This is a genomic window from Mesorhizobium sp. B4-1-3 (genome assembly GCF_006439355.1).
In the GTDB taxonomy this organism is placed as follows: Bacteria; Pseudomonadota; Alphaproteobacteria; order Rhizobiales; family Rhizobiaceae; genus Mesorhizobium.
Genome location: NZ_VFTG01000007.1, coordinates 108,489 through 135,157 on the forward strand (window position 1 = coordinate 108,489; position 26,669 = coordinate 135,157).

20 protein-coding genes are annotated in these 26,669 nt (G+C 64.5%); 5 read left to right on the forward strand and 15 right to left on the reverse strand.

Annotation, left to right across the window (positions count from 1 at the left end):
* Nucleotides 1-35: 35 nt before the first annotated feature.
* Nucleotides 36-1,265: a cyanate transporter gene (locus FJW06_RS11915; protein WP_140751790.1), complete on the reverse strand. Its 1,230-nt coding sequence runs from the start codon at nucleotides 1,263-1,265 to the stop codon at nucleotides 36-38.
* Between the two features lie 17 nt (nucleotides 1,266-1,282).
* Complete coding sequence (locus FJW06_RS11920; protein ID WP_246674585.1) at nucleotides 1,283-1,873, reverse strand: ankyrin repeat domain-containing protein; 591 nt, start codon at nucleotides 1,871-1,873, stop codon at nucleotides 1,283-1,285.
* Nucleotides 1,874-2,075: 202 nt separating this feature from the next.
* Between FJW06_RS11920 and FJW06_RS11925 the strand changes: the two genes are divergently transcribed.
* The 3 genes from FJW06_RS11925 to FJW06_RS11935 are packed head-to-tail and all read left to right on the forward strand — an operon-like array spanning nucleotide 2,076 to nucleotide 5,279.
* Nucleotides 2,076-2,927: a LysR family transcriptional regulator gene (locus FJW06_RS11925; protein WP_140751794.1), complete on the forward strand. Its 852-nt coding sequence runs from the start codon at nucleotides 2,076-2,078 to the stop codon at nucleotides 2,925-2,927.
* 57 nt (nucleotides 2,928-2,984) lie between these two features.
* Entirely contained in the window at nucleotides 2,985-4,445 is a 1,461-nt protein-coding gene (locus FJW06_RS11930; protein ID WP_140751796.1) for a phospholipase D-like domain-containing protein, read from the forward strand.
* 24 nt (nucleotides 4,446-4,469) lie between these two features.
* The gene (locus tag FJW06_RS11935) at nucleotides 4,470-5,279 is read left to right on the forward strand and encodes an endonuclease/exonuclease/phosphatase family protein (RefSeq protein WP_181178247.1); all 810 of its coding nucleotides are present in this window, start codon (nucleotides 4,470-4,472) and stop codon (nucleotides 5,277-5,279) included.
* 12 nt (nucleotides 5,280-5,291) lie between these two features.
* On the opposite strand, the gene FJW06_RS11940 is transcribed toward FJW06_RS11935, so the two are convergent.
* From FJW06_RS11940 to FJW06_RS11960, 5 genes are all read right to left on the reverse strand, one after another.
* A complete protein-coding gene (locus FJW06_RS11940; protein ID WP_140751798.1) occupies nucleotides 5,292-7,256 on the reverse strand; it encodes a glycoside hydrolase family 127 protein in 1,965 nt (654 codons plus the stop codon).
* Nucleotides 7,257-7,274: 18 nt separating this feature from the next.
* Entirely contained in the window at nucleotides 7,275-8,132 is an 858-nt protein-coding gene (locus tag FJW06_RS11945) for a carbohydrate ABC transporter permease (protein ID WP_140751800.1), read from the reverse strand.
* The gene (locus FJW06_RS11950) at nucleotides 8,132-9,049 is read right to left on the reverse strand and encodes a sugar ABC transporter permease (protein WP_140751802.1); all 918 of its coding nucleotides are present in this window, start codon (nucleotides 9,047-9,049) and stop codon (nucleotides 8,132-8,134) included. The genes FJW06_RS11945 and FJW06_RS11950 overlap by 1 nt, the downstream gene beginning before the upstream one ends.
* 330 nt (nucleotides 9,050-9,379) lie before the next feature.
* Nucleotides 9,380-10,618, reverse strand: coding sequence for a sugar ABC transporter substrate-binding protein (locus FJW06_RS11955; RefSeq protein ID WP_181178267.1), 1,239 nt, complete (start codon nucleotides 10,616-10,618; stop codon nucleotides 9,380-9,382).
* A gap of 84 nt (nucleotides 10,619-10,702) precedes the next feature.
* Nucleotides 10,703-11,752, reverse strand: a complete 1,050-nt coding sequence (locus tag FJW06_RS11960; protein ID WP_140751806.1) for a LacI family DNA-binding transcriptional regulator — start codon at nucleotides 11,750-11,752, stop codon at nucleotides 10,703-10,705.
* 349 nt (nucleotides 11,753-12,101) lie between these two features.
* On the opposite strand from FJW06_RS11960, the gene FJW06_RS11965 reads away from it, so the two are divergent.
* On the forward strand, nucleotides 12,102-13,409 hold the full coding sequence (locus FJW06_RS11965) for an outer membrane beta-barrel protein (protein ID WP_140751808.1): 1,308 nt from the start codon (nucleotides 12,102-12,104) through the stop codon (nucleotides 13,407-13,409).
* Between the two features lie 73 nt (nucleotides 13,410-13,482).
* Here the strand turns inward: FJW06_RS11965 and FJW06_RS11970 are convergent, their stop codons facing one another.
* From FJW06_RS11970 to FJW06_RS12005, 8 genes are all read right to left on the reverse strand, one after another.
* A complete protein-coding gene (locus tag FJW06_RS11970; RefSeq protein ID WP_140751810.1) occupies nucleotides 13,483-14,784 on the reverse strand; it encodes an HlyD family type I secretion periplasmic adaptor subunit in 1,302 nt (433 codons plus the stop codon).
* A gap of 1 nt (nucleotide 14,785) precedes the next feature.
* On the reverse strand, nucleotides 14,786-16,798 hold the full coding sequence (locus FJW06_RS11975; RefSeq protein WP_140751812.1) for a type I secretion system permease/ATPase: 2,013 nt from the start codon (nucleotides 16,796-16,798) through the stop codon (nucleotides 14,786-14,788).
* Between the two features lie 36 nt (nucleotides 16,799-16,834).
* Nucleotides 16,835-19,330, reverse strand: a complete 2,496-nt coding sequence (locus FJW06_RS11980) for a hypothetical protein (protein WP_140751814.1) — start codon at nucleotides 19,328-19,330, stop codon at nucleotides 16,835-16,837.
* 440 nt (nucleotides 19,331-19,770) lie between these two features.
* The gene (locus tag FJW06_RS11985) at nucleotides 19,771-20,625 is read right to left on the reverse strand and encodes a patatin-like phospholipase family protein (protein ID WP_140751816.1); all 855 of its coding nucleotides are present in this window, start codon (nucleotides 20,623-20,625) and stop codon (nucleotides 19,771-19,773) included.
* A complete protein-coding gene (locus tag FJW06_RS11990) occupies nucleotides 20,622-22,016 on the reverse strand; it encodes a pitrilysin family protein (RefSeq protein WP_246674586.1) in 1,395 nt (464 codons plus the stop codon). The genes FJW06_RS11985 and FJW06_RS11990 overlap by 4 nt, the downstream gene beginning before the upstream one ends.
* Before the next feature lie 2 nt (nucleotides 22,017-22,018).
* Entirely contained in the window at nucleotides 22,019-23,377 is a 1,359-nt protein-coding gene (locus FJW06_RS11995; RefSeq protein ID WP_140751818.1) for a pitrilysin family protein, read from the reverse strand.
* 128 nt (nucleotides 23,378-23,505) lie between these two features.
* Nucleotides 23,506-24,060: a 16S rRNA (guanine(966)-N(2))-methyltransferase RsmD gene (gene rsmD / locus FJW06_RS12000; protein ID WP_140751820.1), complete on the reverse strand. Its 555-nt coding sequence runs from the start codon at nucleotides 24,058-24,060 to the stop codon at nucleotides 23,506-23,508.
* Nucleotides 24,041-25,990: a pseudouridine synthase gene (locus tag FJW06_RS12005; RefSeq protein WP_140751822.1), complete on the reverse strand. Its 1,950-nt coding sequence runs from the start codon at nucleotides 25,988-25,990 to the stop codon at nucleotides 24,041-24,043. The genes rsmD and FJW06_RS12005 overlap by 20 nt, the downstream gene beginning before the upstream one ends.
* Before the next feature lie 181 nt (nucleotides 25,991-26,171).
* On the opposite strand from FJW06_RS12005, the gene FJW06_RS12010 reads away from it, so the two are divergent.
* The gene (locus FJW06_RS12010) at nucleotides 26,172-26,633 is read left to right on the forward strand and encodes a nucleoside deaminase (RefSeq protein WP_140751824.1); all 462 of its coding nucleotides are present in this window, start codon (nucleotides 26,172-26,174) and stop codon (nucleotides 26,631-26,633) included.
* Nucleotides 26,634-26,669 lie beyond the last annotated feature (36 nt).

Here is a 26,669-nt window from a genome sequence, read left to right on the forward strand (position 1 = left end):
ACCACAAACGCCAAAGCCGCGGGTGGACGGTTGGGTCACACCGTGGGCGAAGCTACGCCAGCGTTGACGGCAGGCAGCCTCATGGCCTGCCCGTAGCTGTCGGGCGCGAGACGGAAGGTCAGCACCGTCACGACGGCGATGCAGGCGAGATGCAGCAGCCAGCCGGCGTGGAAACCGCCGGTCATGTCGTGCAGCACCGCGACGATCCAGGGCGGGATCGCGGCAATGAGAAAGCCGCCGCCTTGCATCATGGCCGAGAGCGCGCCGGCCTCCGCCGGGTCCGGCAGATGTTCTAGCGCGACGATCATGGTGAGCGAGAAGGAGCCGCCAAGCCCCGCCCCCAGCAGGAGCGCGAGGACGAAGGGCACGGTTTCGGGCTGCAGGAGCAGCCCTGCGAAACCGGCCGCCTGCATGGCCAAGGTCAGCCAGAGCCATGGCCTGCGGTCCGGGCGTTTGCCGGCAAGGGCCGGCAGGAGCAGGGCCGAGAGTGCCTGCCCCACAGCCATGACCGCCAGCAGGCCCCCGCTGGAAGCGCTGGTCCAGCCCTGCTCCTGATAGTAGGGTGCGAGCCATGCCACCGAGGTCGAGTAGCCGCCATTGACGAGGCCGAAGCTGGCCATCAGCAGCCAGGTGCGGGGCCGCTTGAGCAAGCTCGTCACCGCGCTCCCGCCTTGCGGGTGGGCGATGTCGCGCGGCCGGCAGGCTGCGGCGAGCGCCACCGCCACCAATGCCGGCAGCGCCATCCAGGCGAGGCCGAAATGCCAGTCGCCCGAGGCCGTGGCGATGAGCGGCGCAAGTTGCGCGCCGAGGGCGCCGCCGCCCATCAGCATCGATGAATAAAGCCCCATCACGAGGCTCACATGACGGGGGAATTGGCGCTTGACGATGCCTGGAAACACGGCCTGCACAACAGCCGCACCAAGCCCGAGCAGTGCGGCGGTGCCCACCATCTCCAAGCCCGTCGACACGAAAAGGCGCAGGACAGATGCAAGCGCGAGGATGGCGAGCGCCGCTATGACCGCCCGGCTTGCGCCGATGCGTGCCTGCAAGGACGGGCCGGCAAAGGCGAAAATCCCCATCAGCAGCATCGGCACCAGCGTCAGCAGCGCGATGCCCTGTGCGCCAAGGCCCGTCTCGGCCCGCACCGCCGCGGCCAGCGGGCCGATGCCGGTGATGAATGGCCTGAGATTGAGCCCGACCAGGGCCACAACGGCAAGCATGAGGAAACGGCTGGAAGCCGCCTCGCTACCTTTCTGTCCGCTCATGGCGCTGGCCACTTCTCTCAGCCCGCGCCGGCAGCCAGGAGGAGCTTCTCGATCTCCCTGAAGCCGCGGTCGCGCGCGTGCCGCAGCGGCGTCACGCCATCGCCGTCGGCCAGATCGACGTCGGCTCCGGCCTTGACCAGCAATTCGACGATCTGCTGGTGGCGCTCGCCGCCGTCGCCGAGGATGATCGCCTCGAGCAGCGCGGTCCAACCGAGCTTGTTGACATGGTCGACATCGACGCCGGCCTGGATCAGCGTGCGCACGGTCTCGACATGGCGCTCGGAAGCCGGGATGAGTGCGGTGCCGCCATAGCGGTTGATGCTCTTGAGGTCGGCGGCATGCCCGAGCGTCAGCTTGAGGATCTCCAGATGCCCACGCGCGCCGGCGTAGAGGAATGGGCTGTCCTCGATATTGTCCTTGGCGTTGACATCCGCGCCGGCCGCGATCAGCGCTCCTGCCGCGGCAACTCTGTTGTCGTGCGTGGCAACGAGCAGCGGCGTGGCGCCGGTGCCGTCGCGCGCGTCGATCGCGGCGCCTTGCGACAAAAGCCTGCCTATGGCGTCAACGTCGCCGGCAGCCGCCGCGGCATGCAAAGGGGTGGTGCGCATGGTTTCTCCTGATGCGATCGCCGGAACGGACGCGAACGCAAACAAGGCAAAGGCCAAAAAGAGACGACGCATTCCTGGCTCCCGCGGCCAATGCATGGCCTGCCCGCACGTCCAGATAGGGTCTGGCAGCTGCATTTAGAAATTAAATGTATGCATCCATCCCATTATGATTTTAAATGGCCGCACGGAGGAAATTGGAACGATGCTCGATCCGCGCCTTCTGCGTTCCTTCATCGCGATTGCCGACGCCGGCAGCTTCACGCAGGCGGCGGAGCGGCTCAATATGACGCAGTCGACGATCAGCCAGCAGCTTGCCAGGCTGGAGGACGCGGTTGACCAAAGCCTGATCGACCGCGACACGAGGCCGATCCAGCCGACGGCCGCGGGCGAACGCCTGCTCGGCTATGCGCGGCGCATCCTTGCCTTGCAGCACGAGGCGGAAACGGCGCTTGGCGATCCAGCCGGCACTGCGCCGGTGCGGATCGGCGTGCCTGAGGATATCGTCAATTCACAGATGGCGGACGTGTTCGGCGGTTTCGCCAGGGGCAACCGCGCGGCGCGGCTGGACGTCACCGCCGGCTTGAGCCGCGATCTTACGCGGCGCTATCGCGCCGGCGAGTTCGACATCGTGGTGGTCAAGGAGGCGACCGCCGAACTCGACTGCCGGGCGAGTTTTCCCGAACCCATGGCGTGGTTCGAAAGCGCTGACCGGCAGTCCGATTGGGCCGATCCCATCCCGCTCGTCGCCTTCCCGCCCGGCGGGCTCTATCGCGAGGCCATGTTCGAGCGGATCGAGCGCGAGCAACGCCGCTGGTACATAGCGTTCTCCGGCAGCAGCCTGCGCAATGTACTGGTGGGCGTGGAAGCCGGGCTCGGCCTGTCGCTGCTGCCAAAAAGCACGGTGGCCGGGCGTCATGTCCAGCCCTATGCGGCGTTCGGCGCCGAGCCATCGATGGCGGTCTCGATCTATGCCTGGGAAAAGGCGGGGCCGATTGCGGATCTGGCAGATCGAATGACCGCGGTTCTTGCCGCCAGATTTCGGGCGACCGAATGAGCGCGGAATGACCCGCCCGCATTGCCTTCCGCGCCGGGTCGCACAATAGTCGAGCCGATGTTCGAGACGATTGCGAGTCACTGGTCGACGCTTATCCTGGTCCTCTCGCTGGCGATGGCGGCGGTGGGCATCGTCCATGCCATCATGACGAAGGAAGACGTGCGCGCCGCCACCGGCTGGGTCGGCGTGATGCTCTTGTCGCCTTTCCTCGGCGCGATCATCTACGCCATCGCCGGCATTAACCGCATCCGCCGCGCGACGATCAGCGCCATGCGGCCGGGCTCGCCCGAGGCCGCCGCCGCCAGGCATGACCGCGACATCGCGCTGGAAGCCCTGATCAACGCCGAATACGGCCAGCGCTTCACCGGGCTGAAGACGCTTGGCGACAGAGTGGCGCGGCGTCCGCTGACCTCCGGAAACACCATCGCGGTGCTCAAGACCGGCGACGAAGCCTACACCGCGATGTGCCGGGCAATTGACGCCGCGCAAAGAAGCGTCCTTCTGGAAACCTATATTTTCGACAATGACGCGGTCGGGGCGCTGTTCGTTCAGTCGCTCGGCAATGCCGTCAAGCGCGGCATCGCCGTGCGCGTGCTGATCGACGCGGTCGGCGTACGCTACTCGGTGCCCAGCATCCTGAAACAGCTCAGGGAAGCCGATGTGCCAGTCGATCTCTTCAACGGCAACATCGTCATGGGCCTGAGACTTCCCTATGCGAATCTCAGGACCCACAGGAAGATCCTGGTCGTCGACGGCACGGTGGCGTTCACGGGAGGCATGAACATCCGCAAGGGATTCTCGGCCGAATTCGCCGGCTCAGACAGTTCGCGCGACACCCATTTCGAGGTCACCGGGCCGGTTGTGGCCGACCTGTTCTCGGTTGCCGCCGAGGACTGGCGCTTTGCCGGCAACGAGGCCTTAAAGGACGGACCCTGGCAGGTCGAGCGCGTCGCACCGCCGCCGGGGCAGCCGATGCTGGTGCGCGCGGTCGCGACCGGGCCGGACGCGTCCAACGAAACCAATCTCAAGCTTTTGATGGGTGCATTTTCGGTCGCCCGCAAATCGATCCGGATCATGTCGCCCTATTTTTTGCCGGACCGGGAATTCATCAGCGCATTGACCACGGCCGGCCGGCGCGGCGTCGAAATCGACATCGTCGTGCCGGCGGTGAACAACCTTTTCCTCGTCGACCATGCGATGACGGCGCAGTTCGACCAGGTTTTGAAGCATTATTGCCGCGTCTGGCGCCATGAAGGCGCGTTCGACCATTCGAAGCTGATGGCGATCGACGGCGTGTGGGCCTATGTCGGCTCCTCCAATCTGGACGCCCGTTCGCTGAGGCTGAATTTCGAGATCGACATGGAAGTCCTGGATCAAAACTTCGCCGCCGAGATCGACGCCCGCATCGGCGCCGCCATCTCCACCGCGCAGCCGGTGACATTGCAGACGCTGAAGGCAAGACCATTCGTAATCCGCGTCTTCGACCGTTTGCTGTGGCTGGGATCGCCCTATCTTTAGAGCAGGAAATCGAGCAGCAGGATCATGGAGATAGACGACATCAAAGGACGCAGCTTGCCGGAGACCGTGCTGTTGTCGATCCGCGCCAGAAATGCGCGCAAGGCGAAGGCGACGCCGCGCAAGCGGGTCAACGACACCGAAATCGTCGTCGCCTCCTACAACGTCCACAAATGCATCGGCACGGATCGCAGGTTCGACCCCGCCAGGACGGCGCGCGTCATCCGCGAGATCAGTCCCGACGTGATCGCCCTGCAGGAAGCCGACAACCGGTTCGGCGACCGGGCCGGGCTGCTCGACCTTGCCCGGCTGGAACTGGAAACGGGGCTGGTGCCGGTGCCGGTCACCGGAAACGGCAAGGGACACGGCTGGCGCGGCAACGTGCTTCTGTTCAAGCGCGGCACCGTGCGCGACGTCCACCAGCTCAAGCTGCCGGGACTGGAGCCGCGCGGCGCGCTGGTCGCCGAAATCGATATCGACGAGAAACGGTCGCTGCGCGTGATTGCCGCCCATCTCGGCCTATTGCGCCGCTCGCGCTCCGAGCAGGCCCGCGTCGTGCTCGACATCATGAGCAGCGCCGACGAAAGGCCGACGCTCCTGCTCGGCGACCTCAACGAATGGCGGCTCGGCAACCGCTCGGCGCTGAACACGCTGCACACGACCTTCGGGCCGACGCCGCCGGCGGTGCCGACTTTCCCATCGGGCCTGCCGGTGCTGGCGCTCGACCGCATCATGGGCAACCGGCACGATTTGGTTTCAGGCGTCGAGGCGCATGACACGCCGCTGTCGCGCGTTGCCTCCGATCACCTGCCGCTGACGGCTTACGTGCATCTGTAGCGGCGGTCCGCCCTACCCTTCCCTCAGCCAGACCAGCATCTCGCCGGGGTCGCGATTGTCCCAGGCGAAATAGGGAACCGCCTTGAGCGTGATCTCCTGCATCGCCGGCGGCTCGGGGCGGTAGAGATCGGCGCCCCAGTTCTCCGTCTCGGCCCGGTTGCCGCTGGCCGAAAGGGTGACGACGCCGCCGAGCAGGTTCGGCTCGGGATGCGCCTCGAGCCTGGCCGTGCGCGGCAGGGCGATGCGGTGCAGCCCGCCGCCATTGTCGGTCTCCTCGACGCAGTAGATCAACGGGCCGCGCGCCAGCGCCACGCGGCCGATGTCCTGGCGCACCTGCGGGTTGGCAAAGAGGCGCGCCATCGACATTTCGAGGTCGAGCTCGACCTTGTCGCCCTGGCGCCATTCGCGGCGGATCGCGGCATAGCCGTCGACCGTCGCGGCTTCGAGACCGACGAGCTTGCCGTTGACCCGCAGTGCCGCCTTGCGGCACCAGGCAGGCACGCGCAGGTGAAGCGTGAACGCAACCGGCGCCTCTGGCCCGACCTCGATCGCGACCGCGCCGTGCCACGGATAGTTGCTGGTCTGAACCAGCGTAACTTGCCGGCCGGCTATTTCGAAACGGGCGGTCGAATCGCCATAAAGATGGACCGCCAGCGCGTCGTCGGCGAGGCCGTAGAAATAGGAGCCGATGGATGCCACCATGCGGCCGATATTGGGCGGGCAGCACGGGCAGCGGTGCCACTTCCAGCGATGATGGCCGCCGCGGCTCTCCAGCGGGTTCTCGTAGAAGAACAGCGAGCCGTCGAGCGACAATCCTGAGATCGAGCCGTTGTAGAGCGCGCGCTCCATCATGTCGGCGTAGCGGGCGTTTGGGCCCATACCCAGCATGCGGCTTGCCCAGAACACCAGGCCGACCGACGCGCAGGTCTCGGCATAGGCGGTTTCGTTGGGCAAATCGTAGTCGTTGGTGAAGCCCTCATTGTCTTTCGACGGGCCGAGCCCGCCGGTGACGTAAAGGCTTTTGGTGGTGAGATCGTCCCAGAGCCGCTCAAGCGCGACCTTGAGGGTGTCGTCGCCATATTCGGTGGCGATGTCGGCCATACCCGAATAGAGATACATCGCCCTCACCGCATGTCCGACGACCTTGTCCTGCTCGCGCACCGGCTTGTGCGACTGGTTGTATTCGTAGGTCTTGAAGTGGAAGTCCTTGGGGTCGGCGCCGCGCGCCAGCGCCTCCTCGTCGAAGTAGTGTGGCTGCTGGCCGCGCTGGTCGATGAAGTACTTAGCCAGCTTCATATATCTATCGTTGCCAGTGGCGCGCGCCAACCGGACCAGCGCAAGCTCGATCTCCTCGTGGCCGCAATAGCCCTTCCGCTTGCCGGGCTCCGGACCAAAGGTGTCGGCGATGTGGTCGGCATAGCGGCACATGATGTCGAGCAGCTTGCGCTTGCCGGTCGCCTGGTAGTAGGCGACGGCGCCCTCGATCAGATGGCCGGCGCAGTAGAGTTCGTGGCAGTCGCGCAGGTTCGTCCAGCGCAGGCCGGGCTGGATGCGCTGGTACCAGCTCGACAGATAGCCGTCCTGCTGCTGCAGCTTGCCGTACATGTCGATGACGGCGTCGATCTTCTTTTCGAGATCGGCATTGCGGCGGCGGTAGAGCGAATAGGCGGCGGTCTCGATCGTCTTGCCCCAATCGGAATCCCAGAACATCTGCGTCGTCACCGTGCGCGCGGTGAAGCCGTCGCTGACATGGAAAGGAATGACGACGCCCGGCGACGGCACGTCCGGATCGATCTGCTCCAGCATGCGCGCCTCGACACAGCGGTCATAGAGGATGCCGGCGGTCCTGGCGGCAACCGCATCGACACGGTCGCCCCAGAAGCCGCGGACATCGACCTGCGGCACCGGCAACGGCCGGAAGGCAAGATTCGGCCTGGCGGAGGCGCCGGTCGCTGTGGCGGGCTGGGATACGGTCATGATTTCACTCCATTCGAATTACTTGACGGCCCCGGCCATGAGGCCGCGGATGTAGAAGCGCTGCAGCGCAAGGAACAGGATCAGGCAAGGCACCATCATCACCGTGACGCCCGCCTGCACTGCGCCCCAGTCGATGGCGCCGAAGCGGCCGGACTGAAGCGCGGTCATCATCACCGGCAGCGTGAATTTGGACTGGTCGGTCATCAGCACGAGCGCCGCCAGGAACTCGTTCCAGGCGCCGAGGAAGGCGAACAGCGCGATGGTGACGACGCCCGGCCAGACCAGCGGCAGCATGACTTTGATCAGCATGGTGACATTGTTGGCGCCATCCATGCGCGCCGCCTCCTCGATCTCGCGCGGCACGGCGTCGAAGGCGTTGCGCATCATGAAGATCGAGAAGGGAAGCTGCAGCGTGACATAGACGCAGACCAGCCCGGTCAGCGTGTTATGGAGACCCAGCCTCGTCAGCACCAGGAAGATCGGCGTCAGGATCGACTGGAACGGGATCATGATCGTCGACAGGATGAGGACGAAGAAGAAGTCCCGGAACGGAAAGCGGAAGCGCGAGAAGCCGTAGCCGGCGAGCACGCTGACCAGCACCGAGAGCAGCACCGTCATCACCGAGACATAGATGCTGTTCTGCGCCGAGGCCCAGAGCCCGTCGCCGAAGGAGTTCAGCGTCTCGTAGTTCTCTACCGAGAAGCCGGTGGTCGGCCACGGCGGCAGCGGCGGCTGGCGCGCCTCCTGCGCCGGCTTGAAGGTCGACAGCACGGTCCACACGATCGGCGCCAGGAACAGCACCGATGCGATGATGCCGGTGGAATGCCTGGCCAGGCTGAAGCCGACTTTGCGGGTCTGCGACATCGCCTCGGCCATCAGTCGAGCCCCTCGGGTTTGCGCAGCAGCCAGAGCTGGATGAGGCTGAGCGCCACCAGGATGACCAGCAGCACCATCGAAAGCGCCGCGCCGTAGCCGAGCTTGAACGAGACGAAGGACTGGTTGAAGATCCAGTAGACCGCCGTCAGCGTCTGGTTGCGGGGACCGCCGCGCAGGATGATGTAGAACTGGTCGAAGGCGAGGATCGAGCCGGCGACCGACAGGATCAGCGCCAGCGCCAGCGTGCGGCGCATCAAGGGCAAGGTGATCGCCCGGAATCTTGCAAACGGCCCTGCCCCGTCGATGACGGCGGCCTCCTGCAGATCCTGCGGGATCGACTGCAGCCCGGTCATCAGGATGATCATGGTGAAGCCGGCCACCTTCCAGACCACCATGGCGATGATCGACCAGAAGGCCGGCTGGAACGTGGCGAGAAGATTGATCTTCTTGCCGGTCAGGCCGAGATCGAAGACGGCCGGGCTGAACAGGCCGGAATCGACGTTGAGCAGCCAGGACCAGAGCAGGCTTGCCGAGGCGAAACCCACCACCGCCGGCATGAAAAAGGCAGTGCGGTAAAGGTTGGTCAGCGGGCGCGGTTTTTCGATGAAGATCGCCAGCGGGAAGGCGACGGCGAAGATCGCGATGGTGACGATCACCGTGTAGTAGAAGGTGAATTTGAGCGCGTTCCAGAACCGCGTATCGCGCAGGATGGCGAAATAATTGTCGAAGCCGATGAAGGAATGCTCGCCCATCAGCGGCCAGTTGTGGAGCGACATCCACGCCGTCATGCCGAGCGGGATGACGAAGAAGACAGTGACGAAAGCGACGGCCGGCAGCACATAGAGCAGCCCCACCCACTGCCGCAGGCTGGTGGCGCGTGAACGGGCGGGAGCGGAGGTGACGGCGATGGCGGTCATGGTCGAGCCTCCCCTTCCCCCCTTGTAGGGGAAGGTGGCTGCGAAGCGGCCGGATGAGGGGTGTTCCAGCGGAGTGAGACGCCGGCGTTCCCTGGAGCACCCCTCATCCGTCTCGGCGCTGCGCGCCGATCCACCTTCTCCCACAGGGGGAGAAGGAGGAGCGAACCTCGCGGCGCCTCAAATTGGTGAGTGAGCTTTCTCAACGCGTCAGTCCCTGCCGTTCAGCGATGCATCATCCCGGCCGCCCGGCCAGGGAGACGGGGCGGGCGGCCGGCCGGAGCCTTGGCGGCGGGGCGTTGCGCGATCCTCGCCGGCTATAGGCCCAGGTGTCTACTTGTTCGGCGCCTGGTCGATGATCGACTGCATCGTCTCCTGCGCATTGGCGATGGCGCCGTCGACATCGTCGCCGAAGAACACCTCGTTGATCATCTGCGTCCACGGGCCGTTGGCGGAGTTGATCAGGTCGTTGAACACCACCGAATAAGGAGTCTTGCCCTTGGCCATCGCCTCGGCCGCCACCTGGTAGCGCGGGTCGAGATCCTTTAGCGCGTCCTTGGCGATGTCGTTTCGCACCGGCAGGCTGCCATATTTGGCGAGGATGATCTGGCCCTCCAGCGAATAGGCGAAGTCCAGGAACTCCTTCACCACGGCGATCTTCTTGGTGCCCTTGGTGACGACGAAATTGTCGCCGCCGGCGAAGGATGACCAGCCGCCATCCTTGCCCGGCAGGAAGGTGATGCCGTAGTCGACGTCCGGATATTGCGTGTTGAGCGCACCGATGGCGAAGGCGCCGGAGGGCGAGATGCCGATCTTGCCGCCGGCGAAGGCGGCGAAGAAGTTGGCGCCGGTGTCGGTCTGCGCGCCCTCGGGCACCAGGCCCTTCTTGACCATCGAGCGGTAGAGGTCGATGGCGCCGCGCAGCTGCGGACTGTCGAGCGTCGCCTTCGAGCCGTCCTCCGACAGGATGTCGCCGCCCGAGGCCCAGATCAGCGGCGTGAAGGTGAAGATGTTGCAGCCGCCGCAATTGCCGGAGAAGTAGAAACCCTTGATGTCGCCGCCGAGCGCGTTGACCTTTTCGGCGTCGGCTTCAATCTCGGCCCAGTTGGTGGGCCCCTTCTCCGGATCCAGCCCCGCCTGCTTGAACAGCTTCTTGTTCCAGATCAGCACCGAGGCGTCGGCCGAGAAAGGCAGGCCGTAGATGCGGTCCTTATAGGTGCCGGTCTTCACATGCGCCGGCGAAAGGCTCGAAAAACAGGGCAAGGATTTCGCCCAGTCGGTGATGTCCTCCAGCTGGCCGGCGGCGGCGAAGGACGGCGTGTAGATCAGGTCGAGCGAGAGCGCGTCGGGCGCGGTCCCGCCGGCGGCGGCGGCGCCGTATTTCGGGATGATCTCGGCATTGGGGATGATGTCGAGCTTGATCTGGTCCTTATGCGCCTTGTTGAAGGCGTCGACGATGCGCGGCATGAAGTTCGAGCCGTCGGCGCGCACCCAGATGTTGGCGGTCTCGGCGGACGCCGCCTGCAGGCCGCCGCCGATGACGGCCGCGGCAAACATCAGCTTGGCAAGCATGGTCTTCACGTTACTCCTCCTCATGGTTCTCCTCCCTGTTTTGGCCACGCCGCCCGGCGGATGCGGACGCACGGCCTTGTTGCTTCATCCCGGCGGACTGCCGCATGACTGACGCACCACCAGCCGGCACGGCAGTTTCCTGATGCCCGGCGCGGCCGGCTGGCCATCGACGAGCGAAAGCAAGGCAAGCCCGGCCTCGCGGCCGAGGCTCGCCAAATTCATGTCGACGGAGGTGAGCGGCGGGCGCGTCGCCTCGGCCACGATCTCCCAATTGTCGAAGCCGATGACGCCGACATCGTCGGGCACGCGGATGCCGCGCTCGCGCAACGCGTCGATGACGCCGCGCGCGATCTGGTCGTTGCCGCAGAAGACGGCATCCGGCCACCCTTCCCTGCCCGCCTGGCCGAACACTTTTTCGACCGCCTCGTGTCCCCAGCCCTCCGACCACGCGCCGAGCAGCGGCTCGCCGACGGCCAAGCCGTTCTCCTTCAGGACGTCGCGCCAGGCCTCCGCCCGCGCGTGCACCACCGCGAAGCTCGCCGGGCCGGTGACATGGGCGATGCGCCGGCGCCCGAGCCGCAAGAAATGCTCGACCGCCAGCCGCGCGCCGCCGGCGTCGTCGGAGACCAGGCCGACCGCGCCGGGATCGGGCTGGGTGAAGGCATAGACAACCGGAATGCGCAGGTCGGAGAGATCGACCGGCAGATGGCGGTCGATGCGTTTTCCGGTCGCGATGATGCCGTCGACGCGCTTGTCGAGCATGGCCTCGACATGCAACTGGCCGAGTCGCTGATCGTCCTCGACATTGCACAGGAACACCGAGACGCCCTTGTCGACCAGCGCATCCGAAACGCCGGCCATCAGCGGCAGCGAGAAGCGACCGTATGTGTCGTTGGTGAGCAGGCCGACGGTGAAGGAGCGCTTGCGCAACAGGCTCTGCGCCAGACTGTTCGGCCGGAAGCCGAGATGCCTGGCCGTCTCGCGGATGCGCTCGCGCGTCTCCGCCGTCATGCGCCCCTGCCCGTTCAGCGCCTTGGACGCCGTCGCCACGCTGACGCCGGCCGCTGCCGCCACCTCGCGCAGCGTGACCGGCGGCTTGGCAAAGACAGGCGCTGATTCGGCGTCTGAAACCATTTTTCGGCGCGGGACCTCCCAAGCTGAGAAAACCTTTTCTCACAGGAACCTGCTGCATTCGGACCGGGGGGCGGATGTCGAAACAGCGGCTTGGGAAAAGGTTTTCTCAAAGGGAGAGTAGCCTTGAGGCCGACATCGCGCAAGGGTCATTTCTCGCGCCTAGTCCAGCGCCGGACAAGTGGTCGGACCAGAAGGCGTCGATCCGCAGCCAAACCGACCTTTTCTGGGTGCGCACGGGATTTACACCTGCCGTTACGGGAGTTTGCTCATGGGTGTGGCATTTCTGCCACCACAAATTTCGACAACCCCTGCTAGAACATCGCCGGGTTTTAACTTGGGGTTATCGGCTATGTTTCTTCGTCTTTCCGCGAAATCCGTTCTGCTGGGCGCCGTCTCGGCCGTCGCTTTGATATCGGCCGCGCAGGCCGCCGACGTCGTCCAGGAGCACGCGGCTCCCGGCTTCAACTGGAGCGGCGTCTATGTCGGCTTCGGCGTCGGCGCCGGCGCCAATGTTCACAAGCTCAGCAGCGATTTCGCTCCCGGCGTTTCGCTCAACGGCATCGGTGGCGAAGGCGTCTACGGCCAGGCGACTGTCGGCTACGACTATATGGTCTCGCCACGCTTCCTGCTCGGCGGCCTGATTGACGCGCATGTCGGCACGATCAAGACTTCGCTTGACCTCGCTGGCCTGAGCGCGGACATCAAGGAAACCTATGGCTTCGACGTCGGCGTGCGCGCCGGTTACCTGCTGACGCCGAGCACGCTGGGCTATGTTCTTGGCGGCTACGCCTGGCAGAAGTACAAGCTCGACACCAATGCCGGCTTCGGCATGGATTGGGATCAGGGCGGCTATTTCGTCGGCGCCGGTGTCGAAACGGCGATCAACAGCAACTGGACCCTCAAGGGCGAGTATCGCTACACACGCTTCAGCACGAAGGACGACCTGCTTTCCCAGTTCGGGGCACCGGACGGCACGCTCAATCTCGATACCTCGCGCCATACCTTCGAGGTTGCCGCCAGCTACCGCTTCAATGCCAATGATGGCGGCGGCGCCAGCTTCGAGACGCCTTCCTACAACTGGACCGGCTTCTATGTCGGCGGCGGGCTCGGCGCCGGTGCGGTTGTCCACCAGATCGAGATTCCGCCGCTGGGCGGCGCCAAGTTCAACGGCCTCGGCGGCGAAGGCGTGTTCGGCGAAGCCAGCGTCGGCTACGACCAGGACATGGGCAGCTGGGTGATCGGCGGCTTGGTTGACGCGCGTCTCTCCGGCATCAAGTCGAAGCTTGATCTGGGTGGCATCCTGGGCGGTGTCGACTCGATCAGCCTCAACGCCGACTATGGTTTCGACGTGCTCGGCCGTATCGGCATGAAGGTCAACGAGGCGACCCTGGCTTATGCCCTCGCAGGCTATAGCTGGCAGCACTTCAAGCTCGATGCTCCGGCACCGCTCGACGTCGATTGGGGCTCCAGCGGCTTCTCGGTCGGCGCGGGCTTGGAAACGGCCCTGTCGGATAAGATGACCGTCGGCATCGAATACCGTTACTCGCAGTTCGAGAAGGAAGACTTCTCGGACGCATTCCCGATCCCGAGCGGTACCGCGACGGCGACTCCGTCCTTCCACACCGTGCGCATCGACGCCAAGTACAAGTTCAACTAAGCAAAGGCCTCCAGCCAGTATCTCAAAAGCCCGCTTCGGCGGGCTTTTTCTTGCCGCTCGATAATTGCGGCCGCTACTGCCGGAACGCCCGGCTGATCTGATCCTGTAGCGGCTTGACCAGATAAGACATCACCGAGCGGTCCTCGGTTCTGATGAAGGATTCCACCGGCATGCCGGGCACCAGCTTGACCTCGCCGAGGCGCGCGACCTCCGCAGCAGTGGTGGTGATGCGCACAGTGTAGTAGCTGACGCCCGTGCGTTGGTCGGTGGTGATGTCGGGAGAGGTCCGTTCGACCACACCGTCGATTTGCGGTGTGGTGCGCTGGTTCAAGGCCGAAAAGCGCAGCGAAGCGGGCTGGCCGACCCACAGCTGGTCGATGTCGCTCGGCGCGATCTTGGCTTCCACCGCAAGGCTGTCATTGTCAGGCACGACCTGCATGATCGTCTCACCCGGTTTCACCACGCCGCCAATCGTATAGGCGATCGACTGCTGCACGACACCGTCCTGCGGCGCGCGGATGTCGACCCGCTTCAGTTGGTCCTCGGCGGCGACCTTGCGCTCCAAAAGCTCGCCCATCTGGCCATCGACATCGCGCAGATCCTTGTTCACTTCTGTGCTGAGGTCGAGATCTATCTGGATGATCTGCAGCTTGATCTCGGCGATCCGCCCCTGCGCCTGAGCCTGGGCCGCAATAAGCTGGCCGTGCTCACCGTCGAGGCGCGTGGCCTCTCGCTCGGTCTGGGTCAGCCGGTCGATCGAGATGAGCTTCTTGGCCCAAAGCGTTCGCACCGAAGCGAGCTCCTTCTGCACCAGCTCTATCTCCTTGCTCTTTGCCTCCGCCTGCGCCGTGTCGCCGGCGATCTCCTTTTCCAGCTGAGCGATGCGTTCCTCCAACTGGCTCTTCTGGCCGGCGCGGGATGTGCGCCGCGTCTCGAAATGCTGCTTTTCGCCGGCCACCGCCTCGGCGACGTCAGGATCAGTAACGCGGTCCAGAAGATCGTTCGGGAATATGATGGCGTCGCTGCCGCGGCGCTCCGAATCGAGGCGCGCCTTGCGTGCGGCAAGCTGGTCGAGCGCCTTGCTCACCACGCCAAGATTGGCTGCCGGCACGGTGCGGTCGAGACTAAGCAAAAGGTCGCCGGCTTTCACATGATCGCCGTCCCGGGCATCGATCTCCGCAACTATGCCGCCGGTGGAATGCTGTACGTCCTTGACATGGGAATCGACAACCAGGGTGCCGGGGGCGATGACCGCGCCGGCGATCTCAGTGACCGTCGCCCAGCCACCAATGCCACCGGCAAGCAAGATCACCATGCCGACGCCGAGCCGCGTGTAGAAGCGGATGGATAAATGGGAGGCACCAGGCGTGGCCATGTCAGCGCGCTGCCTCGGTTCCGTCGGCCACAGCAAGATGAGGACCTTCGGAAGCCACTCTCAGTTGCGGGGCGCCGGATGGCACGGGCCGCAAGGTCGGAAACATCTTGGCGAAAACCTCGTCCTTCGGCCCGAAAGCATGGACGCGTCCCTGATTCATGGCCAGCACGAAATCGACAGCCGCCAGTACGTTCGGCCGGTGCGCGACGATCACCACAACCCCGCCCCGTTCGCGCACAGCCAGCATCGCTTTGATCAGCGCCTGCTCGCCATCCATGTCGAGGTTGGAATTCGGCTCGTCCAGGACCACGAGGAAAGGATCGCGATAGAGCGCGCGCGCCAGCGCGATGCGCTGGCGCTGACCGGCCGAGAGCGCCTCGCCATGTTCGCCGATCTCAGTCTCGTAGCCTTCGCGGAAACCGACGATGAGCTCGTGCGCGCCAGCCGCTTTCGCCGCGGCGATGATGGCGCCCGCATCGGCGTCGGGCTCAAAGCGGGCGATGTTCTCCGCTACCGTCCCAGCAAAAAGCTCCACATCCTGTGGCAAGTATCCGATGTGGCGGCCGCGCTCGGCCTGCGACCATTGATCGAGGTCGGCGCCGTCCAGCTTTACTCTGCCGATGGCCGGAAGCCAGGCGCCGACAAGCGCGCGGACCAGCGTGGACTTCCCCGACCCGCTTGGTCCAATGATCCCGACGCCATGACCAGCCTCCAAGGCAAAGCCCACATCCTGGACCAGCAACCGCTGGGTGCCCGGTGCGGCGACCCCGACATTGTGCATGCTGACATTCGCGCTCGGTGGCGGCAGCAACATCGGCTCGGCTTCAGCCGGCAGCGCCGCGAGCACCCTGTTCAGCCGCTGCCAGCCCTGGCGCGCGGTGACAAAGCCCTTCCAATTGGCAATCGCAAGATCGACCGGCGCCAGCGCGCGGCCGCTAAGTATGGAGGCGGTGATGATGATGCCCGCCGTTGCCTGCCCCTCGATGACCAGCCAGGCGCCGAGACCGAGCATTGACGACTGCAGCAGCATACGCAGGACCCTCGATATCGCGCCGAAGCCGCCCGCCACATCGCTCACCTTGCGCTGCTCGGCGATGTAATCGAGGTTGGCATCTTCCCACCGCGCGGTAAGACCGCCGGCCATCCCCATGGCGGCAACGACCTCGGCGTTGCGATTGGCGGCGCTGACAAGGCCGTTGCGACGAATGCCGCTCCACGTTCCCGACGAAACCGGCTTTCGCGTCAGCCGTTCGGCCATGATCGTGAGCGCGACCAGCACGATCGCGCCGACCAGCGCCGTCACGCCGAGCAGCCAGTGGAACATGAAGATGATGAAGAGGTAGAGCGGTAGCCAGGGCAGGTCGAAAAGCGCCGTCGGCCCACTGCCCGACAGGAAGACGCGGATGCTGTCCAGATCGCGCATCGGCTGCAAGCTATCGCCGTTGCGGCCCGTCTTGAGAGGCAGGCGCAGAATTGATTGATAGACGCGGCCGCCGAGCGCTTCGTCGAGCGCGCCGCCGATGCGGACCAGCACACGTCCGCGCACGAATTCGAGCACACCTTGCCCGCTATAAAGAACAAGGAGCAGGATGGAGAGGCCTACAAGTGTCGGCACGCTGCGGCTCGGCAGCACGCGGTCGTAGACCTCGAGCATATAGAGCGAGCCGGCGAGCATCAGAACGTTGAGTATGCCGCTGAACAGTCCGACCGCAACGAAAGCGGAGCAGCAAGCGCGAAGCGCTTCGGCAAGTTCCGAGCGCTGCGGGCGCCTGGCGGGTTTTGCGGCCGGGCGAGCGCTGGCGCCGACGTTGGCAGCGGCTTGGCGCCCACTGACGTAGTTAGGGCGCGCGCGAAACAGAACCAGACCGCCGAAGGCGGTGACCGCTGTTGCGCCCAACACCGTGCCCCCTGAGAGCGATCCGCGCGCAACAATCACCACGCCAAGGATGAGAAGGAGGAGGCCTGCCAGCCTCGTCCTCGCCTGCCCTGTGCCGAGCACGCCGTTTGTTGCCATGGCGGTTTTTCACTAGGCCCGATTAGATCACACCGCTCAGCTGATGCCCGTCAGCCCGCCCACCTCATGGAGGGTCGCCCAGAACTGGTCGAGCGTATTGGGATGCTCGTCGACAATGTTGCTGCCGTTGAACCAGGCGACGTGGCCGCTCGGGCCGGAGGTCACCAACTGGCCCTGATTGAACCACATCAGGGCGTTCTTCAGGCCTTCGCCGTCGGCTTCCTTGCCCCCGTTCCAGTCCGTGATGCCTGTGCTGGCGTCGGTAACGTCGACATATTTGGCCCAAGCATTGGTGCTGGTCTTTACAGAACTGCCGGCTAGCGCTGAGCCGTTCTGGTCGACTATGCCGTCGCTGTTGGCATCGACATTGACGCCGAGACCGGCCCAAGCGCCCTGCCCCTTCAGCCACATCACCGCTTCGTCGATGAGGTTATTGGGTTGGGCAACGCCGTTGTCGATGTTGAGCTGCGCGGCGATTGCCTGCTGTAGCATGATCAGGCGGGCATCGCCGCTGGTCGACGCGGATTCGATCGATTTTGCCAAGCTGATCGAGATCAGTAGATCGTGGTCATCATCCGCGATGCCGTTGTGGTTGCTGTCGCCCAAGAGCAGATAGCCATCCGTGCGCGGATTAATGTCGAGATTCGACAGAACGCCGCTTGCGACGGCGCTTTTGGTCGGATTGCCTTCGTTGTTAGCGACATTGTCCCAGGCGTCGGAGTGACTTCCCCAGAAGCCCTGCGTCAGCGCTTTGTTCGAGAAGCCCTCATAGTCGCTGCTGTCCGTGGCGCTCGGCTTGCGCGGATGGCCGGCTGTGTCGGTGTATGGGTCCGTCGTGGCTGTCGCAATGTTAGTGTAGCTGCCCAGTTGCGTCGTGCCGGTTGCCTGATAGTGCCAGGTCTCGCCGGGATCGAATAGCCCATTGAAATTGGTGTCGCCGGTGTTGAGGCCGCCGCTGGTGATCGCCGTCGCATTGAAATCGTCGGCGGTGTTGCCGGGAGTACCGTTGTCGTCCTTGACGACCACGTTGGCGAGCGCGACGTTACCGTCGTTAGTGACGTCGTAGGTCCAGGTGACCGCCTGACCTTGAAAGATGTTGAGGCCGTGATCGACGCCGTTGGTCTTCTTGTCGAGGGTGATGTGAGGATCTGCGCCGAAGTAACTGGAAGCGTCAGTCTCGGTGTCGGTCCTGGTGTGGCCGGCGTCGTCGGTGAATGAACCCGAGGCCGACCCGATGTTGCTATAGGAGCCCTTGCCCGCGACACCACTGGCCGTGTAGATCCAAGCCTCGCCGAGATCGAGCTTGCCGTCATCGTTGGTGTCGCCAATGTTATGGACATTGTCGGTCCCAAGCACAGCTACCGGTGCCACACCAGCATCGCTGTCGGTCACCGTCACGCCCGACAGGGCGACATTGCCAACATTGGTGACGGTGTACTCCCAAGAGATTGCTTCGCCCGACAGAATGTTGAGGCCGTCGCCCTTTGTCCCGTCGTCCACCGTCACCTTGTTGATGGCGATCTCGGGATCGGCGCCGAAATAGCTGGAACCATCGGTGTCGGTCACGGTGGTGCCATTGGCTGAAGCGGAGACGCTGCCGATATTAGAGTAGCCGTCCTTGATGGAGGTGCCGGACCCGGTGAAGGTCCAGACCTCGCCGACGTCGAGCAGGTTGTTATTGTTGATATCGCCGATGTTGTGAACGTTGTCGGCTCCAGGAACCCCGGTGACGGACACACCTTGATCGTCTGTCACCAGCACATTCGACAAGGCTACGTTGCCGGTGTTGGTAACCGTGTATTGCCAGGAAATGTCCTCATTGGCCAATATGGTTAAGCCATCTCCCGATACCGCTCCATCCACCGTCACCTTATCGATGGCAATTGCCGGATTGTCTTCGGTAACGCCGCTCGTCGTGATCGTGCGCCATTCCTCGAAGCCGCCGTTCGAGCCCGAGAAGCTTGAATAGAGCGTCACATAGGAATCGGCAGTCGCGCCGGCCGCTTGGAAGAGGCTGACCGGGATCAGGATCCGGTAGTCGTCAGTTCCCGATCCGTGATTGGAATCGATCAACAATTGCGGATTGGAATCGTCGAGGTTGAAGATCGACGTGAAACCGGCGAAGCCCGCATTGTAGTCGGCAAGCGTGGCATCGGCGCCTGAGATATAGACCCTCAGGTCAGTCAGCGTGATTTCGCCGTTAGTGGCGTTGTTGCTTTCGTTAAGGTCGAGCCGAAACTCGACGTAATTGGTTCCACCGACATTGATCGACTGAATGTCGCCATATTGCAGGCTGTGGGTGAACGACGACTTGTCGTCGAGAACGTTCCCGTTCTGGTCGGTATTGAATCCTTCCTCGACACCTGTCGCCTGCAGGCGCAGGAAGGAATCATAGTTGCCCGTGCCCGAGCCCATGGTGGTTGCGTCAAGAAGAACGCCGAAACCTATATCGAGACTCATGTCATCCTCCGCAGCGCCAAAGCGCGCCTTATTGGCCGCCGATAGCGGCGAGCTACCCCATGCCAAAGGCACCGAGATCGGTGCCTGAATTCAGTGAGGAGGATCAGCTTGGCGTCCGGCAGGCCGCGCGCACGGCTCCGGCCAGCGAGCAGCAGATAGCGGCTCACGACGGCTGGCGATCCGATTATGACGGCCAAAGCGGCACAGATGCCGCGCTGTGTTTCCCCTACCCCAGTAGCGCGGTACCCGTTGTTGCCGGTCGGAAGATTTTTCACGCTACTCTATATTAGCACATTATTAACTCTACTGCAGCGTGCGTCAACGGGCAATTCGATGAAGAGTTAATGACAAAGGGCAAACTTACGCGCAAAACACGGCCAATCAGCGTAAAGAATACTTGGTCCTATTCTTAGGTCTTATTTTACCAGGGACCTTTGCGTCGTCATTGCCAGACCTCGGGAGCCCGGCTTCGGTCGATCCCACTCGGTAAAACGGCGCGGTCGCCGAGGCTCTCAGACCACCTTCTTGCCCCGCCTGCCGCCATGCGCTTCCATGGCCTTCTCGATGGCACGCTTCAATTCGTCCTTGATCTCGACCGTCTCGGCCATCAGCGTCTCGATCTTGAGGAACTCGAGCACGCGGTATTTCGAGACATTCGGCCGAATCAGAATGTCCGGCGGGTGCTGCCTGAGCTTATTGGCGATGATCGACTGCATCATCAGTTGCGTGGCGCCATACATCAGGTCGACGGTGGTCGGATGCCTGCGCTCGGCCTCGCTCGGCGCGCCGACGACATCGACGGCGATGATGATGTCGGCGTCCTTCTCGATGAGGTCGAAAGGCACGGGATTGTATATGCCGCCATCGATCAGCACGCGGCCCTCGCGCGTCACCGGACGGAAGACCGCCGGTATGGCCGCCGAAGCGGCAAGCGCCGAATGCAGGTCGCCTTCAGTGAACACCGCAAGACTGTGGCCGAAATAATCGGTCGCCGTCACCTTGAGCGGGATCTTCAGCGCCTCGAACGTCTGCGGGATCGCTTCCGGCAGGAAAGCCTTCAGAATGCGCTCGACATTGAACTGGCTGACGCGGATGCCGCCCTGCATGGCCTCGGCGATCGTGCCAGGCCGCGAGCGCCACATGCGCGCCGCCACCTCGGCCCGGCTGCCGAGGATCGAGCGGGCATAATCGTGAATCTCGGCGCCCTTCATGCCCGACGCCATGCCGGCGCCGATGATGGCGCCGATCGACGAGCCGGCAATCGCCGCCGGCGTGATGCCAAGCTCGTCGAGAGCCTCGATGATATGGATATGCGCGAGACCGCGCGCGCCGCCGCCGCCGAAGGCCACCCCGAAGGTCGGGCTCATCCCTTGCCGCCTCCCGCAACCAGCGCCAGCGGCGGGCCGATGACCATCACCGCGGGGTCGGTCGACAGGAGCTTTCTCGCTGCCGCCTTGACGTCGGCCAGCGTCACTGCGTTGATGAGAGCAGCGCGGCGCTTGATGTAATCGATGCCGAGATCATCGATCTGCAGCTCCACCAACGTCGCGGCAATGGAGCTGGAGGAATCCAGATTGTTGATGGCGTAGGCGCCGATCATGTATTTCTTGGTCGCCGCGAGCTCCTCCTCGGTGGGGCCGTTCTCGGCCATATCCTTCACCACCTGGCGCACGATCGAAAGCGTTTGGGCTGCGCGGTCGGAACGCGTCGCCGTCGTCACCAGCAGCGCGTTGGAATGCTCGTGATCGACGAGATCGGAGCTGACGCTATAGGCAAGGCCGCGCTTCTCGCGCACCTGCTCGTAAAGCCGGGACGTGAACGTCGAGCCGCCGAGAATCTCGTTCATCAGCACTGCAGCATAGAAATCGGGATCACTGCGCTTCACGCCCGGCCAGGCAAGCTGCAGGGAGGTCTGCGGCAAGTCGTAATTCACTTCGAGCTGCTGGCCGAGCTTGGGCTTGATGTCGGCAACCGGCGCCAGCGCCTGCTTGTCCGGCAGGTCGCCGAACACCTCGTCAAGCCTGCCGCTCAACGTGGCGGCGTCGATATCGCCCACCACCGTCACATGCAGGCCGCCCCGGGCGAAATTCGCCTTGTGAAAGGCCCTGAGGTCATCGGCGGTGATGGTGGCGAGGCTGTCTTTGTTGCCCTGGTCCGGCCGCGCATAGGGGTGCTGGCCGTAAATCGCGCGCAGCCAGCGCTGCTGGCCGATCGTGTTGGGATCCCGCTCATTGGCGAGGATGCCGGACAGTATCTGGGCGCGGATACGGTCGATCGGGGCCTGATCGAAGCGCGGGCTGTTGACCGCCAGCTTCAGCAGGCCAAAAGCCTCGTCCTTCTGGTCCGACAGCATGCGCATCGAGCCATAGGTTCCATCGCGCGCCGCCTGAAAGCTCATCTCGGCGCCGGCATCGTCGAGCTTCAGCTGGAATGCCTCGCTGTCGAGGTCGCCGGCGCCCTCGTCGAACAGTCCGGTCATCAGGTTGACCAGGCCTTCCTTGCCGGCGGGGTCCTGCGCCGTGCCGCCGTTGAAGGCGAAACGGATCGCAATCAGCGGGATCGAATGGTCTTCCACCAGCCAGGCGGTGACGCCCTTCTTCGACTTCACCTCCTGGATGTTCATCTCGGCATGCGCCAGCGCAGGCAACAAAAGGAAGAACAGGGCGAAGCAAAGGGTGGCGCAGGCGCGGTGGATGCGCCCTCCCTCCCCCCTCGTGGAAGAAGAAAAGGTGCTCGTAAGGCCAAGAACCATGCTCATCATCAATTCCCCGCCTGCTGCTGCGGCAAGAGATAGCCGGTGGTGGAGCGATCGAGCACCAGATAGCGGGCGGCGACCGCCTTGACCTCATCGGCGGTCACCTTGCGGATGCGGTCCGGCCATTCCTGGACGTCCTTGACATTGCCGCCGGTGGCAAGCGTCGAGCCATACATGTTGGCCATGTCGTCCTGCTTGTCGCGCGCAAAGATCATGGAGCGCACATAGCGGGTCTTGGCCCGCTCCAGCTCATCGTCGCTCACGCCGTCCTTGACGATGCGGGCGATCTCGGCATCGACCGCCGCTTCAACATCGGCAAGCTTGGTGTCGCCGCGCGGCGCGCCATAGACGGTGAAGTTGGTGGCGTCGAGCATGGTGCCCTGGAAGAAGGCGCCGGCCTCGGAAGCGATACCCTGCTTGACGACGAGCTCTTGGTACAACCTGCTGCGATTGTCGCCGCCGAGGATCTCGGCAAGCAGATCGAGCGCCTCGGCTTCGCCGGGCCTGGCCGTGTGATAGGACGGCACGACCCATTGCGTCGAAAAGTTCGGCACCGAAACGCGCGCGTCGGTCAGCGTCACCGTCCGCTTCGTGTTCTGCTCGGGCTCTACGGGGCGGATGCGCGGCCGCAGGTCCGGGCCGCGGGCGACCTTGCCGTAGGTCCTTTCAGCCATCGCCTTCACCGCGTCGGGATCGACGTCGCCCGCCACCACCAGCACGGCATTGTTCGGCCGATAGTAGGCGTCGTAGAAGGCTTTCGCGTCCGGGCGGTTCAACTGCTCCATTTCCTGCATCCAGCCGATCACCGGAATACGGTATGGCTGATTCTGCCAGAGCGTCGCGTCGACCTCCTCGTCGAGCACCGCCTGTGGATTGCTATCGATGCGCGACCGGCGTTCCTCCAGGATCACGTCGCGCTCGGTCTTGATGACATCGTCGGTCAAGATGAGGTTGCGCATGCGATCGGCCTCGAAACCCATCATCTCTTCGAGGGCGGAAGGCGGCACCGTCTCGTGGAAGGCGGTGTAATCATAGGAGGTGAAGGCATTGTTGGAGCCGCCGATCTCAGCCACGGCGCGGTCGAACTCGCCGGCGGCGTGGTTGGTCGTGGCCTTGAACATCAGGTGCTCGAAGAAATGCGCGATGCCGGACTTGCCGGGCGGCTCGTCGGCGCTGCCGATCTTGTACCAGACCATGTGCGTGACGATCGGGGCGCGATGGTCCGGGATGACGACCACTTCCATGCCGTTGTCGAGCAGGAAATCCTTGACCGCGCCGTCGTCGGTCGCACGGGCCGGAACCGCGGCGAGCGCCAGCGTGCCGACAAGAAGCGTCGCCCGCAGCCCAATCCCCGTTGGTGTCATCAAGGTCTCCGGTTCCGGTTGCGCGACGATAGGCAAGGTTCGCCGGTGAAGCAAAGTGAATTGTTCGGCATTTTCGAGGCGCTTGCGCCATTTCCTTCTTCCCCTGCGGAAGAAAGCAAGCGTCAGGCTCAGCCAACGACGATGAACCGAATAACCGTTTCGCCGTAGTTACGCTCATCCATCACCGAAAAACCGGCGCCGGGTTCGAAGGGTACGGATGCTGCCTCTTCGACGACGCAGAGCGCGCCAGGCAGGAGCCAGCCGCCGGACTTGGCCGAGCGCAGCGCGCGCTCGCCGAGCCCTTTGCCATAGGGCGGATCGGCAAAGATCAGCCCAAAGGGCGAGATGGTGCCGGCTTCGCCCAGATGCGTGGCGTCGCGGCGAAAGATCTTGGTGCGACCGGTGAGGCCGTAGGCCTCGACATTCTCGCGGATCAGGCCTCGCCCCTCCGTCGATTCCTCGATGAAGACGCAGTAGGATGCGCCGCGCGACAGCGCCTCAAGCCCGAGCGCGCCCGTGCCGGCGAAGAGGTCGAGCACGCGGCCGCTTTCGAGCTTTTCCGGGTAGCGATGCGCCAAGACATTGAACACCGCCTCGCGGGTGCGGTCGGTGGTCGGGCGGATGGCATTGCTTTTCGGCGTCGCCAGCGGACGCCCGCGGAACTCACCGCCGACGATCCGCATCGCCGCCCCTCTTCGGACCGCGCGGCCTATCGCCGCCATCGCCTTCAGGGCGCTCGCCGCGCGGCTTGCCGAACGGTTTTGCGCCCGGCTTGCCCTTTCCGCCCGTTTTGAACGATGCCTTGCGCGCCTTGGCCTCGGCGGCCTTGGCGGCATCGGCCTCCGCCCTTCCCTTGCCGATCGGCCTGGCGCCCGGCGCCATCCAGACATTGGCCTTGCGCTGGCCCGGCGGTTCGATCGGCCGCTGCTCGCGTTCGGATTTTTTGCCGCCGAAGCGGGCCTTGTCGCCGAACCCACCGCGAGGTTTGTCGCCGAAGCTGCGGCGGTCGGACTTCGCACCCCGCTCGCCGAACGCCCGGTCCGGTTTTGTCGAGAGCTTGCTCAGCGCCTCGTCGCGGCTGCCTTCGCGGCGCTTGCGTGCCTTGATCAAACCGCCCTCGCCGATCGGCCGGCGGTCGCCGTCGCGCGTGAATTTCGGCCGGTCGGCCTCTTCGTGGCGCGAACCACCGCCGCGCACCGGCTTGTTGGAAAACGGCTTTTGGATCTCGGCATCGAAATTGGCGCCGGATTCCTCGATCAGCCGCTCGCCGAGCTGTTCACGCAGCACGCGACCCTTGATCTCCAGCACATGGCCCTCCGGAAGATCCTCGAGCTGGAACGGCCCGTAGGAGATGCGGATCAGCCGCGTCACCTCGAGGCCAAGCGCGCCGAGGATGTTCTTCACCTCGCGGTTCTTGCCCTCGCGCAAACCCAGCGTCAGCCAAGCATTGGTGCCCTGCTCGCGGTCGAGCGAGGCCTCGATGGAACCGTAAAAGACGCCGTCGACGGCGATGCCTTCGCGCAGGCCGGCGAGCGCGCTCTCCTCGACCTTGCCATGGACGCGCGCGCGATAGCGCCGCAGCCAGCCGGTGGCCGGCAATTCGAGCACGCGCGACAGCCCGCCGTCATTGGTGAGCAGCAAAAGGCCCTCGGTGTTGATGTCGAGCCGGCCGATCGTCATCAGCCGCGGCAGGTCGGACGGCAGCACGTCGAAGACGGTCTTGCGGCCTTCCGGATCGCGGTTGGTGGTGACGACGCCCGCCGGCTTGTGGAACAGGAACAGACGCGTGCGCTCGATCGGCGGAATCTCGGTGCCGTCGAGATGGATGATGTCGTTGGCGCCGACATTGAAGGCCGGCGAGTCCAGCACCTTACCGTTGACCTTGACGCGGCCGGCGGCGATCAGCTCTTCGGCGTCGCGGCGCGACGCGATGCCGGCGCGCGCCAGCCGCTTGGCGATGCGCTCGCCGCTTTCCGGCGCGGCTTCCGAGGGGCGCGGCCGCGGCTTGAAGCCGCTTTCGGGTTTTCCGCCAACTCCGTGTGAACGGTCGCCGAAATCTCGCTTCGGCCGGTCGGCGAAATCACGTTTGGGGCGATCGTCGAACTCGCGCTTGGCACGGTCGAAGCGTCGTTCTCCCCGCTCGCCGTCGGCGGCCACCGGCCGGTCACCACGCGGCGCGTAAGGCTTGCGGCCCTCACGTTTCTCGAAAGGCTTGCCGTCGCCCGGAGGGCCTTTGCGGAAAGGTCGTTCGCCGCGCTCCCCGCCTTCGCTCAGTTCACGCGGCTTGTAGCTGCGCTTGAAATCGCGGCGCTCGCCCTCGGCAGCCGCCGGCCGGTCGCCGCGCGGTGCGAAGGGCTTGCGGCCCTCGCGTTTCTCGAACGGCTTGCCTTCCGGGCGCGGACCTTTGCGGAAAGGTCTTTCCCCTCGCTCCGCTCCCTCGCCCGTCTCACGCGGCTTGTAGGGCTTGAAGTCGCGTCCGCCTTCGGCAACCATCGGCCGCTCACGCTTGGCGAACGGCTTCTTGGCGCCAAAGCCCGGCTTGCCGCCGCGCGGGCCGGCTGGCTTCGAGCCGACCTTGCGCGGCCCGCGTGGAGATTTCTTGTCGTCGTCCATTACTTTGCTCGTCTTCGCCTGCTACGACGCCGCGCGCCCTTGCGGACGCCCAACGCCGGCAGTGTCATTCTTGATTTTGCGCATTCAGCCGCGCGACAAAAACCGATTCCGGTTTTCCGGGTCTCGCGCTAGATAACAGGATCACTCTCGGGTGGCGAGAAGTAATCGGAATGGAAACCGCTTGAAACGACCGGATTTCATGGCCCTGGCGCTTGAAGAAGCCGAGGCGGCCGCCGGCCGCGGCGAAGTGCCGGTCGGCGCGGTCGTCGCCAATGGCAGCACCGTGGTCGCGAAAGCCGGCAACCGCACGCGTGAACTCTCGGACCCGACCGCGCATGCCGAGATGCTGGCGATCCGGGAGGCCTGCCGGAAAATCGCCAGCGAGCGGCTGACGGGTTACGATCTCTATGTGACGCTGGAGCCCTGCGCCATGTGCGCCGGCGCGATCTCCTTCGCGCGGCTGCGGCGGCTCTATTTCGGTGCCGCCGACGAGAAAGGCGGCGCGGTGATCAACGGCGTGCGCTTCTTCGCTTCACCCACCTGCCACCACACGCCGGACATCTATCCGGGAATAGGCGAGAGCGACGCCGCCCTCATCCTCAAAGATTTCTTCCGCGAGAAACGGAATGGCGGTGAATGGTGAAGTGAGTGGTTAGTAACGAGCAGTGAGGCAGCAGGT